Origin of the sequence: Amycolatopsis sp. NPDC089917, assembly GCF_040684635.1 — a bacterium.
Taxonomy (GTDB): Bacteria; Actinomycetota; Actinomycetes; order Mycobacteriales; family Pseudonocardiaceae; genus Amycolatopsis.
The window spans coordinates 26,682-44,624 of sequence record NZ_JBFBGL010000010.1 but is presented as its reverse complement, the minus strand read 5'-3'; the positions used below and the strand labels follow the sequence as shown (position 1 = coordinate 44,624).

17 protein-coding genes are annotated in these 17,943 nt (G+C 68.3%); 5 read left to right on the top strand and 12 right to left on the bottom strand.

Annotated elements, in window-relative coordinates:
- Window positions 1-179: 179 nt before the first annotated feature.
- On the bottom strand, window positions 180-1,433 hold the full coding sequence (locus tag AB0N89_RS10025; protein ID WP_364202517.1) for a choice-of-anchor Q domain-containing protein: 1,254 nt from the start codon (window positions 1,431-1,433) through the stop codon (window positions 180-182).
- A 67-nt stretch (window positions 1,434-1,500) separates the two neighbouring features.
- Here AB0N89_RS10025 and AB0N89_RS10020 point away from each other — a divergent pair, with 67 nt between their 5' ends.
- Entirely contained in the window at window positions 1,501-2,574 is a 1,074-nt protein-coding gene (locus AB0N89_RS10020) for a DUF5005 domain-containing protein (protein WP_364202514.1), read from the top strand.
- Complete coding sequence (locus AB0N89_RS10015; protein ID WP_364202511.1) at window positions 2,571-3,113, top strand: hypothetical protein; 543 nt, start codon at window positions 2,571-2,573, stop codon at window positions 3,111-3,113. Before AB0N89_RS10020 ends, AB0N89_RS10015 begins: the two co-directional genes overlap by 4 nt.
- Here the strand turns inward: AB0N89_RS10015 and AB0N89_RS10010 are convergent, their stop codons facing one another.
- The 9 genes from AB0N89_RS10010 to AB0N89_RS09970 form a co-directional block, all read right to left on the bottom strand.
- Entirely contained in the window at window positions 3,114-3,698 is a 585-nt protein-coding gene (locus AB0N89_RS10010; RefSeq protein WP_364202508.1) for a hypothetical protein, read from the bottom strand.
- A 57-nt stretch (window positions 3,699-3,755) separates the two neighbouring features.
- Window positions 3,756-5,168 carry a beta-N-acetylhexosaminidase gene (locus AB0N89_RS10005; RefSeq protein ID WP_364202505.1) on the bottom strand — a complete coding sequence of 471 codons (1,413 nt, stop codon included), beginning with the start codon at window positions 5,166-5,168 and terminating at the stop codon, window positions 3,756-3,758.
- A gap of 1 nt (window position 5,169) precedes the next feature.
- Window positions 5,170-6,045, bottom strand: coding sequence for a carbohydrate ABC transporter permease (locus AB0N89_RS10000; RefSeq protein ID WP_093933506.1), 876 nt, complete (start codon window positions 6,043-6,045; stop codon window positions 5,170-5,172).
- Window positions 6,036-6,995 carry a sugar ABC transporter permease gene (locus tag AB0N89_RS09995; protein WP_364202502.1) on the bottom strand — a complete coding sequence of 320 codons (960 nt, stop codon included), beginning with the start codon at window positions 6,993-6,995 and terminating at the stop codon, window positions 6,036-6,038. Before AB0N89_RS09995 ends, AB0N89_RS10000 begins: the two co-directional genes overlap by 10 nt.
- Window positions 6,996-8,279, bottom strand: a complete 1,284-nt coding sequence (locus AB0N89_RS09990) for an extracellular solute-binding protein (RefSeq protein ID WP_364202499.1) — start codon at window positions 8,277-8,279, stop codon at window positions 6,996-6,998.
- A gap of 12 nt (window positions 8,280-8,291) precedes the next feature.
- The gene (locus AB0N89_RS09985) at window positions 8,292-9,422 is read right to left on the bottom strand and encodes a lactonase family protein (RefSeq protein ID WP_364202496.1); all 1,131 of its coding nucleotides are present in this window, start codon (window positions 9,420-9,422) and stop codon (window positions 8,292-8,294) included.
- Between the two features lie 27 nt (window positions 9,423-9,449).
- Window positions 9,450-10,838: a gluconate:H+ symporter gene (locus AB0N89_RS09980; protein WP_364202493.1), complete on the bottom strand. Its 1,389-nt coding sequence runs from the start codon at window positions 10,836-10,838 to the stop codon at window positions 9,450-9,452.
- Window positions 10,835-12,430: a D-aminoacylase gene (locus tag AB0N89_RS09975; protein ID WP_364202490.1), complete on the bottom strand. Its 1,596-nt coding sequence runs from the start codon at window positions 12,428-12,430 to the stop codon at window positions 10,835-10,837. The genes AB0N89_RS09980 and AB0N89_RS09975 overlap by 4 nt, the downstream gene beginning before the upstream one ends.
- Window positions 12,431-12,553: 123 nt before the next feature.
- Window positions 12,554-13,858, bottom strand: a complete 1,305-nt coding sequence (locus tag AB0N89_RS09970; RefSeq protein WP_364202487.1) for an amino acid deaminase — start codon at window positions 13,856-13,858, stop codon at window positions 12,554-12,556.
- A 150-nt stretch (window positions 13,859-14,008) separates the two neighbouring features.
- Here AB0N89_RS09970 and AB0N89_RS09965 point away from each other — a divergent pair, with 150 nt between their 5' ends.
- From AB0N89_RS09965 to AB0N89_RS09955, 3 genes are read left to right on the top strand one after another with little or no spacing between them, the layout of a single operon-like run.
- Window positions 14,009-14,950 carry a sugar kinase gene (locus AB0N89_RS09965; RefSeq protein WP_364202484.1) on the top strand — a complete coding sequence of 314 codons (942 nt, stop codon included), beginning with the start codon at window positions 14,009-14,011 and terminating at the stop codon, window positions 14,948-14,950.
- A complete protein-coding gene (locus AB0N89_RS09960) occupies window positions 14,947-15,711 on the top strand; it encodes an IclR family transcriptional regulator (RefSeq protein WP_364202482.1) in 765 nt (254 codons plus the stop codon). The genes AB0N89_RS09965 and AB0N89_RS09960 overlap by 4 nt, the downstream gene beginning before the upstream one ends.
- Window positions 15,708-16,091 carry a Rid family detoxifying hydrolase gene (locus tag AB0N89_RS09955; protein ID WP_364202479.1) on the top strand — a complete coding sequence of 128 codons (384 nt, stop codon included), beginning with the start codon at window positions 15,708-15,710 and terminating at the stop codon, window positions 16,089-16,091. Before AB0N89_RS09960 ends, AB0N89_RS09955 begins: the two co-directional genes overlap by 4 nt.
- Window positions 16,092-16,176: 85 nt before the next feature.
- On the opposite strand, the gene AB0N89_RS09950 is transcribed toward AB0N89_RS09955, so the two are convergent.
- Window positions 16,177-17,172, bottom strand: coding sequence for a 1-aminocyclopropane-1-carboxylate deaminase (locus AB0N89_RS09950; RefSeq protein WP_364202476.1), 996 nt, complete (start codon window positions 17,170-17,172; stop codon window positions 16,177-16,179).
- Window positions 17,169-17,807: a GntR family transcriptional regulator gene (locus AB0N89_RS09945; protein WP_364202816.1), complete on the bottom strand. Its 639-nt coding sequence runs from the start codon at window positions 17,805-17,807 to the stop codon at window positions 17,169-17,171. The genes AB0N89_RS09950 and AB0N89_RS09945 overlap by 4 nt, the downstream gene beginning before the upstream one ends.
- Window positions 17,808-17,943 lie beyond the last annotated feature (136 nt).

Sequence of the window (17,943 nt, the reverse complement as noted above, 5' to 3'; positions counted from 1 at the left end):
TCCCTCTGCCGGGGCCCCCTCCGTTCCCCCCCGCGCTCCCGTCGCCGACCCCCACCCCCCGTCGTAGTCTCTCTATCTTTCTCTCTCCGTTCCCCCCCCCCCACTTCCCGGGTCCCCTTCACCTCGTTCCTCGCCGCCGAGCACCGGTCCGTGAAGGCCTCCTTTGGCTTTTCGGTGTCCTAGCCCTGGAACTCGTACGCGCCCGCGTCGACCCGCGCACCGGCGAAGACCGGATTGCCGTCGACGTCACGATCGTCGTATTTCGTCGTGCCGAGGTCGATCGCCGGGCTTCCCGCCCGCAGGATCAGGTTCGTGGCCGAAGTGAACCTCGGATCAGCGACCTTGTCCGTCGCACCCGCCGTGAACTGGCGAAGCCCGCCGAAGTAGACGTTGTGGTCGGTCGCGGTGAACGTCGGGTCCGCGTAGCCGACCTTGTACGCCGCCTGCACGACGTTCTGCGTCATCGTCAGCATCCGGTTCGTGCAGCCGCCGTAGCAGACGAACCCCTCCGACTCGGCGTTCGAGAGCCGCAGCGAGTTGTTGCGGAACACCGTGCCGAGCACCGGCCCGTTGCCGTCCTCGGCGCCGCGCGTGATGATCCCGCCGCGCGTCTTGGCCCCGAAGACCGCGTTGTACTCGAAGACGTTGCCGGTCGAGACGCCGTCGGGGTCGTTCGTGTCCGTGCCGAGTTCGGTGAAGGTCTCGTTGTCCTCGGAGATGTTGTGGTGGATGACGTTGCGGGAGCCGTAGAAGATCTCGACCGCGGCGCCGTCGAGCCCGCCGAAGTCGTCGGCCTTCGCGATCGAGCCGCTGATCCGGTTCCAGCCGATGTCGGAGTCGTTGCCCTGCACCAGCACGGCGAACGCGCCGGAGTCGTCGTTGCCGCCCGGGGTCACGACGGTCATGTGGTTGTTGTCGACGAGGTCGTTCTGCGTGACCTCGGTGTGGTCGGCCGACGGCGCGATGTACACGCCCGCGCCGGCGCCGGTGATCAGGTTCGACAGCACCTTGTTCCGGTCACCGGACACCTTCAGCCCGGCCCACGAACAGCGTCCGGCGTCGGCCGCGACGCCGATCTGGAGGTCCTGCACCACGTTGTCGTCGCCCGGCAGGTCGACGCACGCCTCCGCGTTGCCCTTGACGATCGGGCGGGCGCCGGTGCCGTACGCGCCGATCGTGACGCCCGAGCCGTTGACGGCGAGCCCGCCGCTCCAGTTGCCGCCTCGCCGCAGCACTACGGCGTCACCGGCCGCGAACGTGGTCGAGGAGACCTTCGCCAGGGACTTCCACGGGACCTGCTGTGAGGTGCCGCTCGCGGTGTCGCTGCCGGCGACCTGGTCGACGTAGTAGGTCTTCGAAGCGGCTTCTGCCGTCGTGAATCCGGTGCAAGCGAGGGCGGCGAGCACACTCACGGAAAGCAGTTTCCAGGACATGCCGCGGACCGTAACCACCTGCCGCACAAGGCTCGTACAAAGACCTCGGCGGCTTTAGCATGATCGGATGCGCCGGCCGTCGCGGATTCTCGTCGTGGCCGCGTTGCTGCTCAGCGCCATACTGGCGAGCGGCGGGATCGCGCCGGCGCCGCGCCCCGCGGCCTCGGTCGGGCTGAACGAGCTCTGGAACCGCTACGGCGATCAAGGCGGGCATTGGACCGGCGGAGATCGCACGGTGTCGGTCCCGCTTCCGGACGGCCGCACCGCGTGGCTGTTCTCGGACACGTTCCTGGGCAAGGTGAACCCGGACCACAGCCGTCCGCCGGACAGCCCGATCGCCCGCAACACCCTGGTCGTCCAGCGGGCCGACGGCACGCTGGGGGAGACGCTGCACGGCGGCACCGCCGACGATCCGGAGCCCCTGATAGGGCTTCCCGGCTCGGGCGAGCACTACTGGGTCGGTGACGGCGTAGTCGAAGGCGACGTCCTGCGGGTGCTCTACAACCGGTACAAGACGACGGGATCCGGCGGGCTCGACTTCCGGAGCAGCGGGACCTCGCTGGCCACCTTCCGGTTGCCCGCGCTGACGCCGTCCGAGCTGCTGGTGATCCCGGTGAGCGACAAGGTCGCGTGGGGATCGGAGCTGCTCCAAGACGGCGGATACACCTACGTCTACGGCGCCGAACAAGGCCATCTGCGGCTGACCAGAGTGCCCGTCGGTGGTCTTCGCGGGCCGTGGCAGTTCTGGACTGGCCTCGGATGGTCGCCCCACGAAGAGAACTCCACGCGGATGCTGTCCGGGATCGGGACGGCGTTCTCGGTGACCCGGATCGGCGGCGAATACGTGCTGATCACCATGGACACCAGCCCCGGTTTCAGCCCGGTGATGCTCGCCTACACCGCCGGTTCGCCGACCGGGCCGTTCGGCCGCGCGCGGGTCCTCTACCGCGCGCCCGAAGCGAGCGGCCGGCGGATCGTCTACGACGCGACCGCGCATCCGCGGCTGAGCCGCCCCGGGAAGATCACGGTGTCTTACAACGTGAACTCGCTCGACCACGCCGACAACATCGCGGACGCGCGGATCTACCGGCCGCGGTTCGTCGAAATCGACTGGCCGCCGGTACTACCCTTCGAAGGGTGATCGAAATACTCGACGATCTGGACGTTCTCACCCGGCCCGACGTCGATCCGCGCGACCTGAGCCTCGGCGGTGTCCGCTTCGGCTCGAAGGCCGCCGATTCCGTCCCCCGCGACGGCGTCATCGAGGTCACGCTCTCGCCGATCGTCCACCGCTGGCGCGGAGGAACCGATTTGGAGAGCGAGTATTACGGAGCGGATGACGAGCGCCTCTCGCTCGAAGAGGTGGTCGACAACGCTGTGCACGGCGAGGGCATCGTGCACTTCGCCGGAAAGTTCAGTTACAAGATCATCGAGGGGACGGTCATCGGATTCGCGATGTACGGCGCTGATCGTGGTCTCCTCGCCCATTTCGGACACCTACGGTCCCGTGACGAGTTCCTCGACGTGTTCGGGACCCCCGATCTGGTCGAGGAGAGCATCGACTGCGGCGAGCTGATGGGATACCGGCACCACTACCGGGCTTCCGAAAAGCAGGTCTTCTGGGACAGCTGGGACGATCGGGTGGGCTGGCTGAATCTCGGTGACTTCGACTCCCGCTGATCATTCCAGGACGCGGTCGTCCCGCGGCGATTCGATGGTCAGGGGAGCTGACGTGCCGTCGGTCAGCTGGTTCAGCCGGGTCATGGTGCGATCCAGCTGCTCCGCCAGCCGCGGGATCGTGCTCGACGGCAGATAAGCCTCGGCGCCCGCGTCGAGAAGGCGGCGGACCGGGCCCTCGTAGTTGACCCCGAGTTCGGCGTCCTCGATCTCCGTGATCACGATCCGGGCCTTCGGGTACAGCGCCCGGAAGTTCCCGATCAGCTGCGGGCTGGCCGGCGGGACCAGCAGCACGTCGACGGTCGGGGGAGCCGAGTGCAGGTCCAGGACGAGGTAGCCGGGGCCGAGCCGTTCGGACAACGAGTCCCGTGCCGACGCCGACAGCTTCATGGCGGTGGCCACGACCGTGATGTCCTCGGAGTCCGCCGAAGGGGCCGGGACTTCTTGAACAGCGCCGGAAATCGTCCCGATCGTCTCGCCGTTCCGGGTGATGAGCACGTCTTCGCCGGGGCGGAGGGTGTCGATGAGCGCTACGAGTTCTTCAGGAAGCTGGGTGGCGTCGACCCACCGCTCGGACTGATCACTCATGACTACATGATGGCCCCCTTCCTTGCGTCAGGCGCGAGGAAGGGGGCCATCATGTACTTACTTCTGCCGCGGCCGTCCCGGAACCCCGGGCCGTGTCTGCCAGGGGTGCGGCCCGTCGAGCGGCCGGTATTCGACGCCCAGCGCGTCCAGCCTCGGCAGGTGGTGATCCCGCAGGCGCGGCAGGAACTCCGCGTAGTCCCGCCCGGCCGGGTCGCTCCACGCCACCTCGGCGAAAGCGCACAGGCGCGGGAAAACGACGTAGTCCACTCGTCGCACGGTGTCGAGATGCTCCGACCACACCTGCGCCTGCGCGCCGAGAATCGTCTTCCCCTCGGGGAAGTCGGCGGGCACCGGCTCGTAGCCGTAGAAGCTCTCCAGCGTGCTCAGATACCCGACGGGGATCGGCTCGTCAGGGTGATCGGACTGCCGGTGGTCCAAGTAGATGTGGTCCTCGGGGCACATGACGACGTCGTGCCCGGCGACCGCCGCCCGCGCACCCGCCGCCTCGCTCTGCCACGAGCCGATGATCATCGGCGGCAGGTCGCCCGCTTCGAGCACCTCGTCCCAGCCGAGCGGACGACGTCCCCGTTCGACCAGGTGCTGCGCGATCTCGCGGACGAACCAGCCGTGTTCCTCGGTCGCGCCGGGAACCTCGTCGCCGCCGAGGGCGATGACCTCGGACGGGAAGATGTCCAGCACGTGGTCGAAGATGCGCTTGAAGAAGTCCACAGTGGACTTCTCCGTGTTCAGCAGCGACGTGCTGATGCCCCAGCTCGTCCAGACTTCCCACGGTTCCTCGGTCTCCGGCCCGAGTTCGGGATAGGCGGCGATCGCGGCCCGCGCGTGGCCGGGGATGTCGACCTCCGGCACGACCGTCACCGAACGCGCGGCGGCGTACGCGACGATCTCGCGGAGATCGTCGACCGTGTAGAACCCGCCGTGCGGCCGCCCGTCGCGCTCCGGCCCGTCGTGCCGTCCGACCATGGACGACTTCCGCCAGCCGCCGACCTCGGTCAGCTTGGGGAACTCGGCGATCTCGATCCGCCAGCCCTGGTCGTCGGTCAGGTGCAGGTTGAGCACGTTGAGCTTGTGCGCGGCGATCAGGTCGATGAACCGCAGCACCTCGGCCTTGGTCCGGAAATTCCTCGCCACGTCGAGCAGCGCCCCGCGCCAGCCGAACCGCGGGTGGTCGGTGACCACACCGCACGGGATCGTCTGCTGTCCACTGTGGACCGGCGCCGCCCGGAACGCGTCCGGCCCGATGAGCTGCCGGAGCGTCTGCCGGCCGTAGAACTCGCCCGCGGCGTCGGCCACGTGCAGGGTCACGCCGGACGGGTCGATCTCCAGCCGGTAGCCCTCGGCGGGCAGTCCGGCGTCGGTGCGGACGTTCACTTCGGATGGTACCGGGCACTGTCCCGGCAGCGGTTCCACCGAGACGGGGCGGGGGAGCAGAGTTTCGAAGCCAGGCATGTCAGCCCTTCACCGCGCCGCCCATGACGGACACGAGTCGTCGTTGCACGAGAATGAAGAACACCAGCACCGGGATGGTCATCAGGGTCGACCCCGCCATCACCGCGCCCCAGTCGGTGTCCTCCGGTTTGAAGAACACCAGGATGGCCAGCGGGAGCGTCTGATTCTCGGTGTTGGAGATGATGAACGTCTTGGCGAACAGGAAGTCGTTCCAGGCGTGGATGAACGCCAGCACGCTGATCGCCACCAGCCCGGGCGCCACCAGCGGGAAGAGGATCTGCCAGGTGAACCGCATACGGCTCGCCCCGTCGATCTTCGACGCCTCCTCCAGCTCCTGCGGCACCGCGGCGACGAAGCCGCGCAGCATCCAGATCGCGAACGGCAGGCTGAACGCCAGGTGCACCAGGATCAGCGAGCCGAGGTGGTTGGTGCCGAACGCGGGCGCGACGTCGCCGACCGACCGCATCAGGAAGAACAGCGGGATCGTCAGCGCCTCGACCGGCACCATCTGCGCCACCAGCACCATCACCAGCAGCACGGTCCGGCCCTTGAAGTTGAACCGGGTCAGCGCGACCGCCGAAAGGAACGAGAGCAGCAGCGACAACGCCACCACCACGACGGCCACGATCACGCTGTTCAGGAAGAACATCGCGAAGCCCTCGCCGCTGAGCACGCGTTCGAAGTGCTCCAGGGTCGGCGTGAGCGTCCAGGGGCGGGGATTCTCCGCCTGGATCTGCCCGGTGGGCTTGAACGCCGAAAGCACCATCCAGTACACCGGGAACGCGACCATCCCCGCGATCACCACGCAGATGATCTCGGCGATCAGCCTGCCCGGCCGCTTGACCCGCCGCGTCTTCGGCGCTGTCGTCACACCCATCCCGCGCTCCGGCGTTGCGATCGGACGTACAGCCCGGTGATGGACAGCAGCAGCAAGGTCATCACGACTCCGAGCGCCGCGCCGAGACCGTATTCCTGTCCGGCGAAGGCCTGTTGATAGGCGAAGACGTTGAGCACGAGGTTGCGCCCGGCCACGCCGCCGCCGTTGGTCATCACGTAGATCTGGGTGAAGATCTTGAAGTCCCAGATGATCGACTGGATGGTGGCGATGGTCAGCAGCGGCCGCACCATCGGCAGCGTGATCGACCACGTGGTGCGCCAGGTCGACGCGCCGTCGAGGTATGCGGCCTCGATGACCTCCTCCGGCACGCCCTTGAGCCCCGCGTACATCGTCACCATGACGAACGGGAACGAGCACCAGATGACCTCGGCGGCCACCAGGCCGAACGTGCTGTAGGTGTCGAAGGTCCAGGAGTGGTTGGCCATCCCGGTGAACCCGAGGCCCGAAAGCACCTCGTTCACCAGGCCGAAGTCGGCGTCGAACAGGAACAGCCAGACGTACGAGCCCGCCATCGCCGGCGTCGCCCACGCGGCCAGCGCCGCCAGGAACAGCGGGACCCGCGCCCAGGAGCGGACCCGGGTCGCCAGGACGGCGAGTCCCGTTCCGAGCGCGAGACTGCCGACGACGCAGACCGCCGTGAAACCGAGGGTCTTGGCCAGCACCTCCCAGAACTGGAGGTTCTGCAGCAGGTCGGTGTAGTTCTGGAAGCCCAGGAACACCAGCGGCGCGTTGCCGACCGCCTGCGGCTGGCCGTAGTCGTAGAACGAGATCAGGACGAGCTGGTAGATCGGGTACACCAGCATCGCCAGCAGCAGGACGCCGCCGGGCGCCAGGTAGAGCAGGGCGGCCCGCCCGTCCCGGCGACGGCGGGGGGACCGCCGTGCCGGGACGGCCGGAGCCGTGGTGCGGGGGATTTCCTTGGTGACCACTTAGCCGAACGCCTTGTTCATCTCGGCGGACGCGGTGGCGAGCGCCGCCGCGGGGTCCTTGCCGCCGGTCGCGATCTGCTGGATCGCGGTCGGCAGCACGTTCTGCGCGTCGATCTTCGACCAGGCGCCGGTGGCCGGGACGAACTTCGTGCCCGCGGTGAGCGTGTCGACGAACGGCTTGACCGACGGGTCGCTCGCGGCGAGCTTCTGCTGGACACTGCCGAGCGTGGGCAGGTTGCCCATCGCGACGTACATCTTCTCCTGGTACTTGGTGCCACCGAGCAGTTCGGTGAACTCGACCGCGAGGCTCTTGCGCTTGGTCGCGTTGAACACGCCGAGCAGATTGCCGCCCGCGAACGCCGGGGCGATCTTGCCCGCCTCGGTGCCCGGGATCGGGATGATCGCGTACTTGCCCTTCACCTGGCCTGCTTCGACGGCCTTGCGGTTGAAGTCACCGCCGATCGACATACCGGCCTTGCCGCCTGCGAACGCCGTGATGCTCTGCGTCCCGGTGAGGTTGGCGCACTGCTCGGGCGGGCAGATGTCCGCCTTCAGCAGGTTCGCGTACGCCGTCACGCCCGCCTTGGACTGCTCGGAGTCCACAGTGGACTTCCACTTGTCGCCGTCCTGCTTGGCGATCTCGCCACCGTGCGCCCACAGGAACGGGAGCATCGCGTAGGTGTACTTGCCACCGACGGAGATGCCGTACAGCTCCGGCTTCTTGGCGCGGATCGTCTTCGCGGTCTCGGTCAGTTCCGCCAGTGTCGTCGGCGGCTTGAGGCCGAGTTCGGCGAAGAGGTCCGTGCGGTAGTACAACGCGCGGATGCCGGTGAACCAGGGAAGCCCGTAGGTCTTGCCACCGGACTTCGCCGTCTCCAGCACCGCGGGGAGGATGTCCGCCCCTTCCTTCCACGACGAGAGGTCGCCGGTCAGGTCGGCCAGCGCGCCCGTGGCGGCGTAGCTGGAGACGTCGGTGTTGCCGAACTCGGCGACGTCCGGTGCGCTCGCGGGGTCGTTGAAGGCGCCGGAGAACTTGTCCGCGCGGCCTTCCACCGGGATCCACTGGACGTCGACCTCGACGCCCGAATGCGCCGCCTTGAACTCGGCGATCGCCTCCTTGACCGTGGCCTCCTTGGGCGCGCGGTTGGCTTCGTCGAACAGCCAGACCCGGACGGTGCCGGTCTTCTCGTCGCCGCCGCCCGCGGCGGGGGCGTTCTGCGCGGGCGCGCAGCCCGCGACGAGGCCGACCGCGGCGAGGCCCGCGATGAGCACGCGAGTTCTCATGAAATTTTCTCCTTATGCGAAAAAGACGGAATTGACCTGGGGGAGCGCCAGTTTTCCGGCGACGGCCCCCGGGAGACCGGTGGCGGGATCACGCGGCAGCCAGCTGAGCGTGCCGGACTTGTCGCTGGAGACGTAGAACCAGCGTTCGGTCGGATCCAGGGTGAGGTGCCGCGGATAGACGCCGCCGACGGGCGCGTTGTTCAGCAGCTTCAAGGACTTCCCGTCCTCGTCGACGCCGAACGACGCGATCGTGTCGGAACCGCGCACGGACGCGTAGACGAACTTCCCGTCCTTGGACGTGGTGATCTCGCCCGGGTACTGCTCGCCGGGAGTGCCCGCCGGAACGGCCTTGACGACCTGGCCTGCGGTCAGTTTCCCGGTGGCCGGGTCCCACGCCGCGATGGTCACCTCGGCCCGCAACTCGCCGAGGATGTACGCGTACTTGCCGTTCGGGTGGAAGGCGAGATGGCGCGGCCCGGCGCCCGACGGGAGCTTCAGCTGCTGGTTCAGCTTCAGTTTCCCGGTGGCGACGTCGAGTTTGTAGACGTAGACCGAATCCGCGCCGAGATCGACCGAGAGCACCCACTTGCCGGTGGGGTCGTTGACCACCTGGTGCGCGTGCGCGGCCCGCTCGGCGCCCGTGTGCTGGGCCAGATCGACGACGTCGCCGAGTTTCCCGCCCGCGAGGATCGGGAGGACGACGACGCTGCCGCTGCTGTAGTTCGCGGCCAGCACGTACTTCTGGCTCGAATGGACGCTCACGTGCGTCGGGTGCTGGCCCTTCGCGGATTTCTTGTTGAGCAGCTTCGGTTTCGCCGGATCGGCGAGGCTGAACGCGGAGATCTGGCCGTTCTCGTCCTCATTGGTCACGTAGAGGGTCTTGCGGTCGGCGCTGATGTCGAACCAGGAAGCGTTGCTCACTCCCGGAATCGTCCGGTCGACGACCAGCGCGTTCGTGGTCGCGTCCCGGTGAGCGACATCGAGCCCGTGCCCGGAACTGGTGTAGCTGCTGACGTAGATGGCCCCGGTTCCCTTCGGTCCGCAGGTCTGTTCGGAGGCGTTCGCGAGGTGGGAACCCAGAACGGTGGTGAGTCCAGCCGCTCCGACGGCGCCGAGGAAGGTGCGTCGATCGAGTCCGGTCATCGTGATCTCTCCCAGCTTTCAGGTGGTTTAAACCACTGCCATGAGCAATGCTGCCACGCCGAAACCGGAAACGGAAAGGACAGTTTCCAATACGGTCCAGGTTTTCAGGGTCTGCGGCACGGTCATGTTGAAGTACCGCGAGATGATCCAGAAACCGCCGTCGTTCACGTGGGAGGCGATGATCGAACCGGCCGAAATGGCGACGACCAGCAGCGCGAGCTGCATCTGCGAGTAGCCCAGCGTCGCCACGGTCGGTGCGACGATGCCGCTCGTGGTCACGATCGCGACCGTTGCCGAACCCTGCGCGATGCGCATGCCGCAACTGATCACGTAGGCCGCCAGGATGACCGGGAGACCGGCGCTGTCGAGGGAACCCGCGACGGCCTTGCCGATGCCCGTCGCGGCCAGCACGGCGCCGAAGAACGCCCCCGCGCCGACCACGAGCAGGATCATCGCGACCGGGCGCAGCGACTTCGCGGAAAGCTCGCTCAAGTCCTTGCCCGTCAGGCCCCGGCGCAGGCCGAGCAGCCACGACGCGAGCAGCACCGAGATCGTCAGCGCGACCGCCGGGGTACCGATGAACGCGGCGACACCAGCGAGCGCGGATTCCTTGGGAAGCCAGATGCTGCCGAAGGTCCCGGCGAGGATCAGCACCAGCGGGACCGCGATGATCGCGGCCACCAAGCCGAGCGAAGGCGGGTTCTCTTCCTTATCGCCCTCTTCTTCCGCGACCACGAACTCCTCGGGGACGGCGATGTCCATCCGCTTGCCGATCCAGGTCGAATACAGCACGCCGCCGATGAGGAACGCCGGGATACCGCAGACCAGGCCCATCAGGATGATCCAGCCGAGTTCCACGTGCAGCAGACCCGCCGCGGCCACCGGACCGGGGTGCGGCGGGAGGAACGCGTGCGTGATCGAGAGACCGGCGAGCAGCGGCAACGCGTACAGCACCAGCGAACGCCCACCCTGTTTGGCGGCGACGTAGACCAGCGGCGCCAGCACGAAGATGCCGATGTCGAAGAACACCGGGATGCCGAAGACGAAGCCCGCGAGGCCCATCGCCAGCGGTGCCCGCTTCTCGCCGATGGCCCGCAGCAGCGCGCTGGTGAGCACCTTCGCCCCGCCCGATCGCTCCAAAATGGACCCGAGGATGGTGCCGAGCCCGATGATCGCGGCGATATGGCCGAGGATCCCGCCGAAGCCCTTTTCCAGCAAGGAGTCCGAAGCCTTCTGCGCGGAGCCGACGATCTGGACGACCGGCAGGCCCGCGGCCAGCGCGGTCAGCAGGCCGACCACGATCAGCGCGATGAAGGGCTCGAGTTTGACTTTGATGATGAGGAACAACAACACCGCGATCGAGACGGCGGCGAGGGTCAGGAGACCTCCCGTCGTGTGTTGTAGCCAGTCGATCATCGGGCACTCCCGGGGTTCCGCAGTGAATGGCCGGCGAGGGCGCCGGTCGGTTGACCATCGTCGATGGCGGCGACACCGTTGACGAAGACATGGGGGATACCGGCGGCCTGTTGCCGCGGCTCGTCGAACGTGGCGGTGTCGGCGACGGTTTCCGGGTCGAACAGCACGAGGTCGGCCGCGTATCCGGCGCGGACGAGACCCCGGTCGGTCAGCCGCAGGCGGTGCGCCGCGCGGCCGGTGAGGTGGGCGACGCATTCGGCCAGGTCGAGCACGCCGAGCTCGCGGACATAGCGCGCGAGGTAACGCGGGAACGTGCCCCAGGCGCGGGGATGCGGCCGCGCGCCGACGAGGAGGCCGTCACTGCCACCGGTGTGCGTGCGGTGCCGCATGATCGCCTGGACGTTCTCCTCGTGCCCGACGTGCATCAGGCAGGACGTGCCGAGCTTCTCCGAGAGCAGGACGTCGAAGTACAGCTCCGCCGCCGGTTTCCCGGCCCGCTGTGCCGAAGCCGCGACGGAATGCCCGACGAGGTGGGAGTTCTCGTCCCGGCGGACGCCGTTGATCTCGATGGCCTCCCAGTCGATCGGCACGCCGTGCGCGCCGTCCGAACCGGTCTCCTCGATCTCGGCGCGGATGCGCTCACGGGTGTCCACATCGGACAGCCGGGCCAGCGTGGCGTCGAGCCCGCCTTCGGTGGACCAGCTCGGCAGCAGCGCGGAAAGGTAGGTGGCGCCGGGAAGATAGGGATAGGTGTCGAGCGTGATGTCGCAGCCGTCGTCGAGCGCGTCGTCGAGCAGGTCCAGCAGGTTCCCGGCCTTGCCCTTGTTCACCGAGAAGTTCATCGTGGCATGCGCGAGGTGCAGCGGGCAGCCCGAGCGGCGGGAGACGTCGACCATCTCGCCGAACGCTTCGAGCGCGCCCTTTCCGTAGCTGCGGTGGTGCGGGCTGTAGAAGCCGCCGTTCTCCCCGACGACCCGGCAAAGTTCGACGAGTTCCTCGGTCGTGGCGTACATGCCCGGCGTATAGGTGAGTCCGGACGACATGCCCATCGCGCCCTCGGCGAGACCGGTCGCGATGAGCTCCTTCATCGCGTTCATCTCGGCCTCGGTGGCGGGCCGGTCTTCCCAGCCGACGGTGAGCATGCGGACGGTGCCCTGCGGCACCAGGTAGGCCGCGTTGACCGCGACCCCGGCGTCGAGCCGGTCGAGGTACTCGCCGACCGAGCGCCAGTTCCAGTCGAAGCCTTCCGGGTCGTCGTTCCACCCGGCGAGCTGCTGGCGCAGCGACGCGAGGACGTCGTCGTTCACGGGCGCGTAGGAGAGCCCGTCCTGTCCGAGGACCTCGGTGGTGACGCCCTGGGAGAGCTTCGCGAGGTGATCCGGATTGGCGAGCAGCTGGAGATCGGAATGCGAGTGCATGTCGATGAACCCGGGCGCGAGCACGAGTCCTTCGGCGTCGATGGTGCGACGGCCCGCGAGCGAACCGGGTTCGGCGACACTGGCGATCCGGCCACCGGAGATGCCCACGTCGTGCCTGGTGAGCGGATCCCCGGTGCCGTCGGCGATCAGAGCGGAGCGGACAACGATGTCCATGATGTCTTCCTCTGCGGCGGTGGAGGACGGATCAGGGTGTGTTGGCGGAGCTGAAGATCGATCTGTATAGGTGACCGAACGTGAACCCGCTGTGTCGCTCCACGCGCGGGTTCACCGGGGAACTCAGAAATGCGTGCGGACGAAATCGAGCACGGTCTCGCCGTCGGGGCCGACGACCGGGATGAGGGGCCACTTGTCGAAGACGGTGCAGGGATGCGACAGACCGAGGGCGATCCAGTCGCCGACCTCGACCGGTGACGACGCGGGCAGGGTGAGGAAGGCGTGCTGGTCGTTCATCTTCTGGATGGAATGACCTTCGAGCGCGGACGGTCGCCCGTCGCCCTTGCGGATCAGGCGCGGTTCGGGCATGCCTTCGTCGAAGGAGGCGTCCCGTTTGCCGATGGTGAGCAGCGCGAGTTCGTCCGTCGGCTTCGACGTCACCTGCGCCCAGGCGCGAAGCGCGGGACGGAACGAGGCGACGCCGCCGATGCGCGGGTGCTCGCCCAGCGGCGAGATCACGCGGTAGAAGCCGTCGTCGTGGGTCACGTAGGCGCCGCTGCGCAGGATCGGCAGGACGTCCAGGTCGCCCCAGTCCTTGGTGAGCTCGTCGGCGACGCGGTCGAAGTACGCGCTGCCGCCGCCGGTGACGATGATCTGCCCGGCCTCGTCGAGCAGGCCCTTGCCGTGGAAGGCGAAGACGAGCTCGCGCAGACCGTCCACATAGGAACTGATCAGCTGGAGCGACTTCTCGTCGGTGTGGTGGGAGAGCGCGCCCTCGTAACCGCCGGAGCCGCGCAACCGCAGGGCGGGGCTCGCGTGCGCGGCCTCGGCGACGGCGAGCGCGGTCTCGGTGTCGCGGACGCCGGTGCGGCCGCCCTCGGCGCCGAGTTCGACGAGGACGTCCACCTTCCGGCGGGCGCCGCGCAGGGCTTCGGTCATCAGCTCGACACCGCGGACCGAGTCGACCCAGCAGACGAACTCGAAGTCTTCGTCGGCGTCCAGTTCCGCGGCGAGCCACTTCAGGCCCGACGGGTCGAGCAACTGGTTCGCGAGCAGGATCCGGGAGACCCCGAACGCCCGGTAGATCCGTAGGTGCCCGGCGTTCGCGCAGGTGATGCCCCACGAGCCGTGCTGGAGTTGTCGCTCGAACAGCTGCGGCGCCATCGTCGTCTTGCCGTGCGGGGCCAGCGCGACACCACGTTCGGCGCACCAGCCGGCCATCGTGCGCAGGTTGTGTTCGAGGGCCTCTTCGTCGAGGACGACGAACGGGCCGAGGAAGCCGTCTTCGAACAGCTTCGCGCCGCGGGCGGCGGCTTCGCCGATCGTGAGCCCCGACAGCGAAGACGCGACCGAGCGGAAGCGCCAGTCGACGCGCTCCTCGCGGACGGCCGCGACCGCGGCGGAATCGATGGTGCCGGCTTCGAACATGAGGTTCACCTCGGTTGCGTATGTTGCAACGGACGTTGCGCATATTGCGTGGGATAGGTGTAGCATCCGGTCCGCTAGAGGTCAACGGCGTGACGACTAGGAGACGCGAAGGTGACAAGCGCGCCCGACGTGATTTGCATCGGGGAGTCGATGGCCTTGTTCGTACCGGCCGAATCCGGGCCGCCCGACGAGGTACGGAAGTGGGTGCGGACCATCGGCGGGGCCGAGTCGAACGTCGCCTGCCATCTCCCCGCGCTGGGTTTCACCAGCGCCTGGGTGAGCGCCGTCGGGGACGACCCGTTCGGCCGCGCGCTGGTGCGCGAGATCGCCGCCGCGGGGGTGGACGTCAGCGCGGTCATGGTCGACCCGACGCGTCCGACAGGGCTCTACATCAAGGAAAGCGGAGCTCAAGGCAGTCCCGTGCGGTACTACCGCAAGGGGTCGGCCGCGTCCGGGATGGACGCCGGGCTGCTGGGGAAACTCGATCTCGACGGGGTGCGCGTCATCCACCTGTCCGGGATCACTCCCGCGCTGTCGGACGGCTGTCTCGACCTGGTGCGCGCCCTGCTCGAACGGCCGCGCGGCGACACGCTGGTGTCGTTCGACGTGAACCTCCGGCCGGCGTTGTGGACCGGACGCGATCCTTCGATTCTGGCCGAACTGGCGGCCAGGGCCGACATCGTGCTCGCCGGGGAGGACGAAGCCGAGCGGGTGTGGGGGACCGGTGACCCGGAACGGCTGCGCGTCGCGCTGCCCGGACCGAAGACGCTGGTCGTCAAGCACGGGGAACGCGGGGTGACGCTGATCGACGGCGACGCGGCACCCCTGTTCTCGCCCGCGCTCCAGGTCGACGTCGTGGAGCCGGTCGGTGCCGGTGACGCGTTCGCGGCCGGGTTCCTCGCCGCCACCCTGCGCGACGACGCGCCCGCGACTCGCTTGCGACGCGGTCACCTGCAGGCCGCCGCCACCCTGCTGACCCACGACGACGTGGGGACGCCGCTGTCCGACGCCGTCGTCGGAACGCTCCTCGGGGCGGATGAGGCAGCATGGGCTGCGGCGAAGCTGACGGACAAGGGATTGGTGGGCGGATGAGCCAGAGCCTGGACAGGGCGCTCACGTTGCTGAGCGGGCTCGCCCGCGAGCCGAAGACCCTCGATCAGCTCGCCGAGGAGATCGGCGTGCACAAGTCGACCGTGCTGCGCCTGCTGCGCACCCTGGAGACGCATCACTTCGTGCGCCGGGAAGGTCAGCGGTACTACCGGCTGGGCAGCGCGCTCTTCGATCTCGCCCAGCAGGCGCTGGAGGACCGCGACGTCCGCCGCACCGCCCAATCGGCGCTCGCCGGGCTCAACGCGCGCACCGGGCACACCATCCACCTCGCGTCCTATGAGGACGGAGAGGTCGTCTACATCGACAAGTTCGAGGGCAGGCATTCGGTGCGGATGTACTCCCGCATCGGGAAACGCGCGCCGCTGCACTGCACCGCGGTCGGCAAGGTGCTCGTCGCGGCGATGACGCCGGAAAAGCAGGCGGACGTGGTGTCGCGGATCGACTTCTTCGTCCGCACGCCGAACACGATCACCACACCCGAGGCGTACGAGAAGGAACTCGCGCTCGTCGCCGACCGCGGCTACGCGGTGGACAACGCCGAGCACGAGGACTTCATCCACTGCATCGCCGCGCCGGTCCGTGGCCCGGGCGGTGTCGTGCTGGCGGCCGCGTCGATATCGGTACCGAAGGTGCTGCTGGACTACGACGGCCTGATGGGGCTCGTGCCCGAACTGGTCGCCGCCACCGAGGAAGCTTCCGTCCACAGTGGATGGACGGGGAACCGAAAGGGGAAGTTGGAATGAGCAAGACCGCGATCAGCACGGAGAACGCGCCGAAGCCGGTGGCCGCGTTCTCGCAGGCGGTCCGCAAGGGCAACATCCTGCAGGTGGCCGGTCAGGTCGCCTTCGACCCGGCCACCGGCGCCATCGTCGGCGACACGGTCGGCGAGCAGACCGAGCAGACCTTCAAGAACATCGAGGCGGTGCTCGAAGCCGCTGGTTCGAGCCTGGCCGACGCGGTGATGGTGCGCGTGTACCTGACCGACGTCGACCATTTCGGCGTGTTCAACGAGGTCTACAACAAGCTGATCGGCGAGGCCCCGCACCCGGCCCGCACCACCGTCTACGTCGGCCTGCCCGCCGGACTGCTGGTGGAGATCGACGTCCTGGCCGTCACGGACTGACTTGGCTGAAGGGCGCTTACCCGCATCGCATGCGGGTAAGCGCCCTTCACCGCGTCGGATGCGGGTATGGCGCCCTTTAGCCCCACTAGAGCACGCTCGTGTACCCGTTCAGCGCGGGCTGCCCGCCCAGATGCGCGAAGAGCACGTTCGAGTCCCGCGAGATCTCGCCCCGGGCGACGAGGTCGATCAGCCCCGCCAACGACTTGCCCTCGTACACCGGATCGGTGAGGACACCCTCCAGCCGCGCCAGCGTCCGGATCGCGTCCAAAGTGGATTCGTCCGGGATGCCGTAGATCCCGGCGTGATAGCGCTCGTCCAGCTCGACCTCGCCGATCTCGCCGGCGCCGATCAGCTCGGCGGTCGCCCGCGCGATGCGGGTGACCTGATCGCGGGTCTCCGCCGGTTTCGCCGACCCGTCGATGCCGAGGATCCGCCGCGGCTTGCCCGACAGCGCGGCCCCGGCGATCATCCCGGCCTGCGTGCTGCCGGTGACCGAGCAGACGATCACCGTGTCGAAGAAGACGCCGAGCTCGGCCTCCTGCTCTTCCAGTTCGACGATCCAGTTCGCGAAGCCGAGCCCGCCGAGGCGGTGGTCCGATCCGCCGGCCGGGATCGCGTAAGGCTTCCCGCCGTCGGCCTCGATCTCCTCGACCGCGTTCTCCCAGCTCTCCTTGAACCCGACGCCGAAACCGGCCTCGACCATCCGGATGTCCGCGCCGAGGACGCGCGAGAGCTGGATGTTGCCGACCTTGTCGTACAGCGGGTCGTTCCAGTCGACCCAGCTCTCCTGCACCAGCACGGCCTTGAGCCCGGCCCGAGCGGCGGCCGCGGCGACCTGGCGGGTGTGGTTCGACTGCACGCCGCCGATCGAGATCAGCGTGTCCGCCCCGGAGTCGAGCGCGTCGGCGACCAGGTATTCGAGCTTCCGGGTCTTGTTGCCGCCGAACGCGATACCGGAGTTGACGTCCTCGCGTTTCGCCCAGACCCGCGCGCCGCCGAGGTGGGCGGTGAGCCGTTCGAGCGGGTGGACGGGGGAGGGGCCGAACAGCAGCGGGTAGCGCGGGAAGTCGGCGAGGGTCATGGCGTCTCCAGGAGGGCTTCGAGTTCGGTCCAGATGGTGGCGGTGATCGCGCAGGCCACGTCGACGTCACCCGCTTCGAGGGCGTCGGCCAGCTCCGCGTGACGCTGGACCGACCGGTGTGCGGGCAAGGAGCCGAAACGGGCGTATTCGAGACGTCGGAGCAGCGGGGTGTAGCGGGCCAGCGTCGCGGCGATCGCCCGGTTGCGCGCGGCAGCGACCGGGACGTCGTGAAGCTCGTCGTCAGCGGTGATCGCGGCCGCGATGTCCCCGGCGGCGATCGCGTCGGCGAACCGGGTGTTGGCCGCGCGCATCGCCGCGACCTCGGCGGGCCCCATCCGCGGCGCGCCCGCCCGGACGGCGAACTCGTGCAGCGCGCGCACGAGTTGGAGCGCGTCGCGCACGTCGTCGGGCACGAACCCGGCCACACGCGTGTAGCTCTGCGGCTTCGACTCGACGAGACCGTCCTCGACGAGCCTCAGCAACGCCTGGCGCACCGGCGCCCGGGAAAGCCCCAGCTGATCGGCCAGGTCGCCGTCGCGCAGGTTCGTCCCCGGCGGCAGCGTCCCGTCGATGATCGCCCGGCGGATGTTCTCGTAGGCCTCGTCCCTCAGGAGGGACCTCGGCACCTTCGCCAACCCACTCACATCTGAAATGTTAGCTGCCAGTGCGACGGTTGGGTAGCGCCGGATGTCAGGAAAGGGTCGTTCAGGACGAAAAATGTACGGACAGAAGCAAAACGTGGAAGAGAGGGGGAGCGAGTAAAAAGGGCCC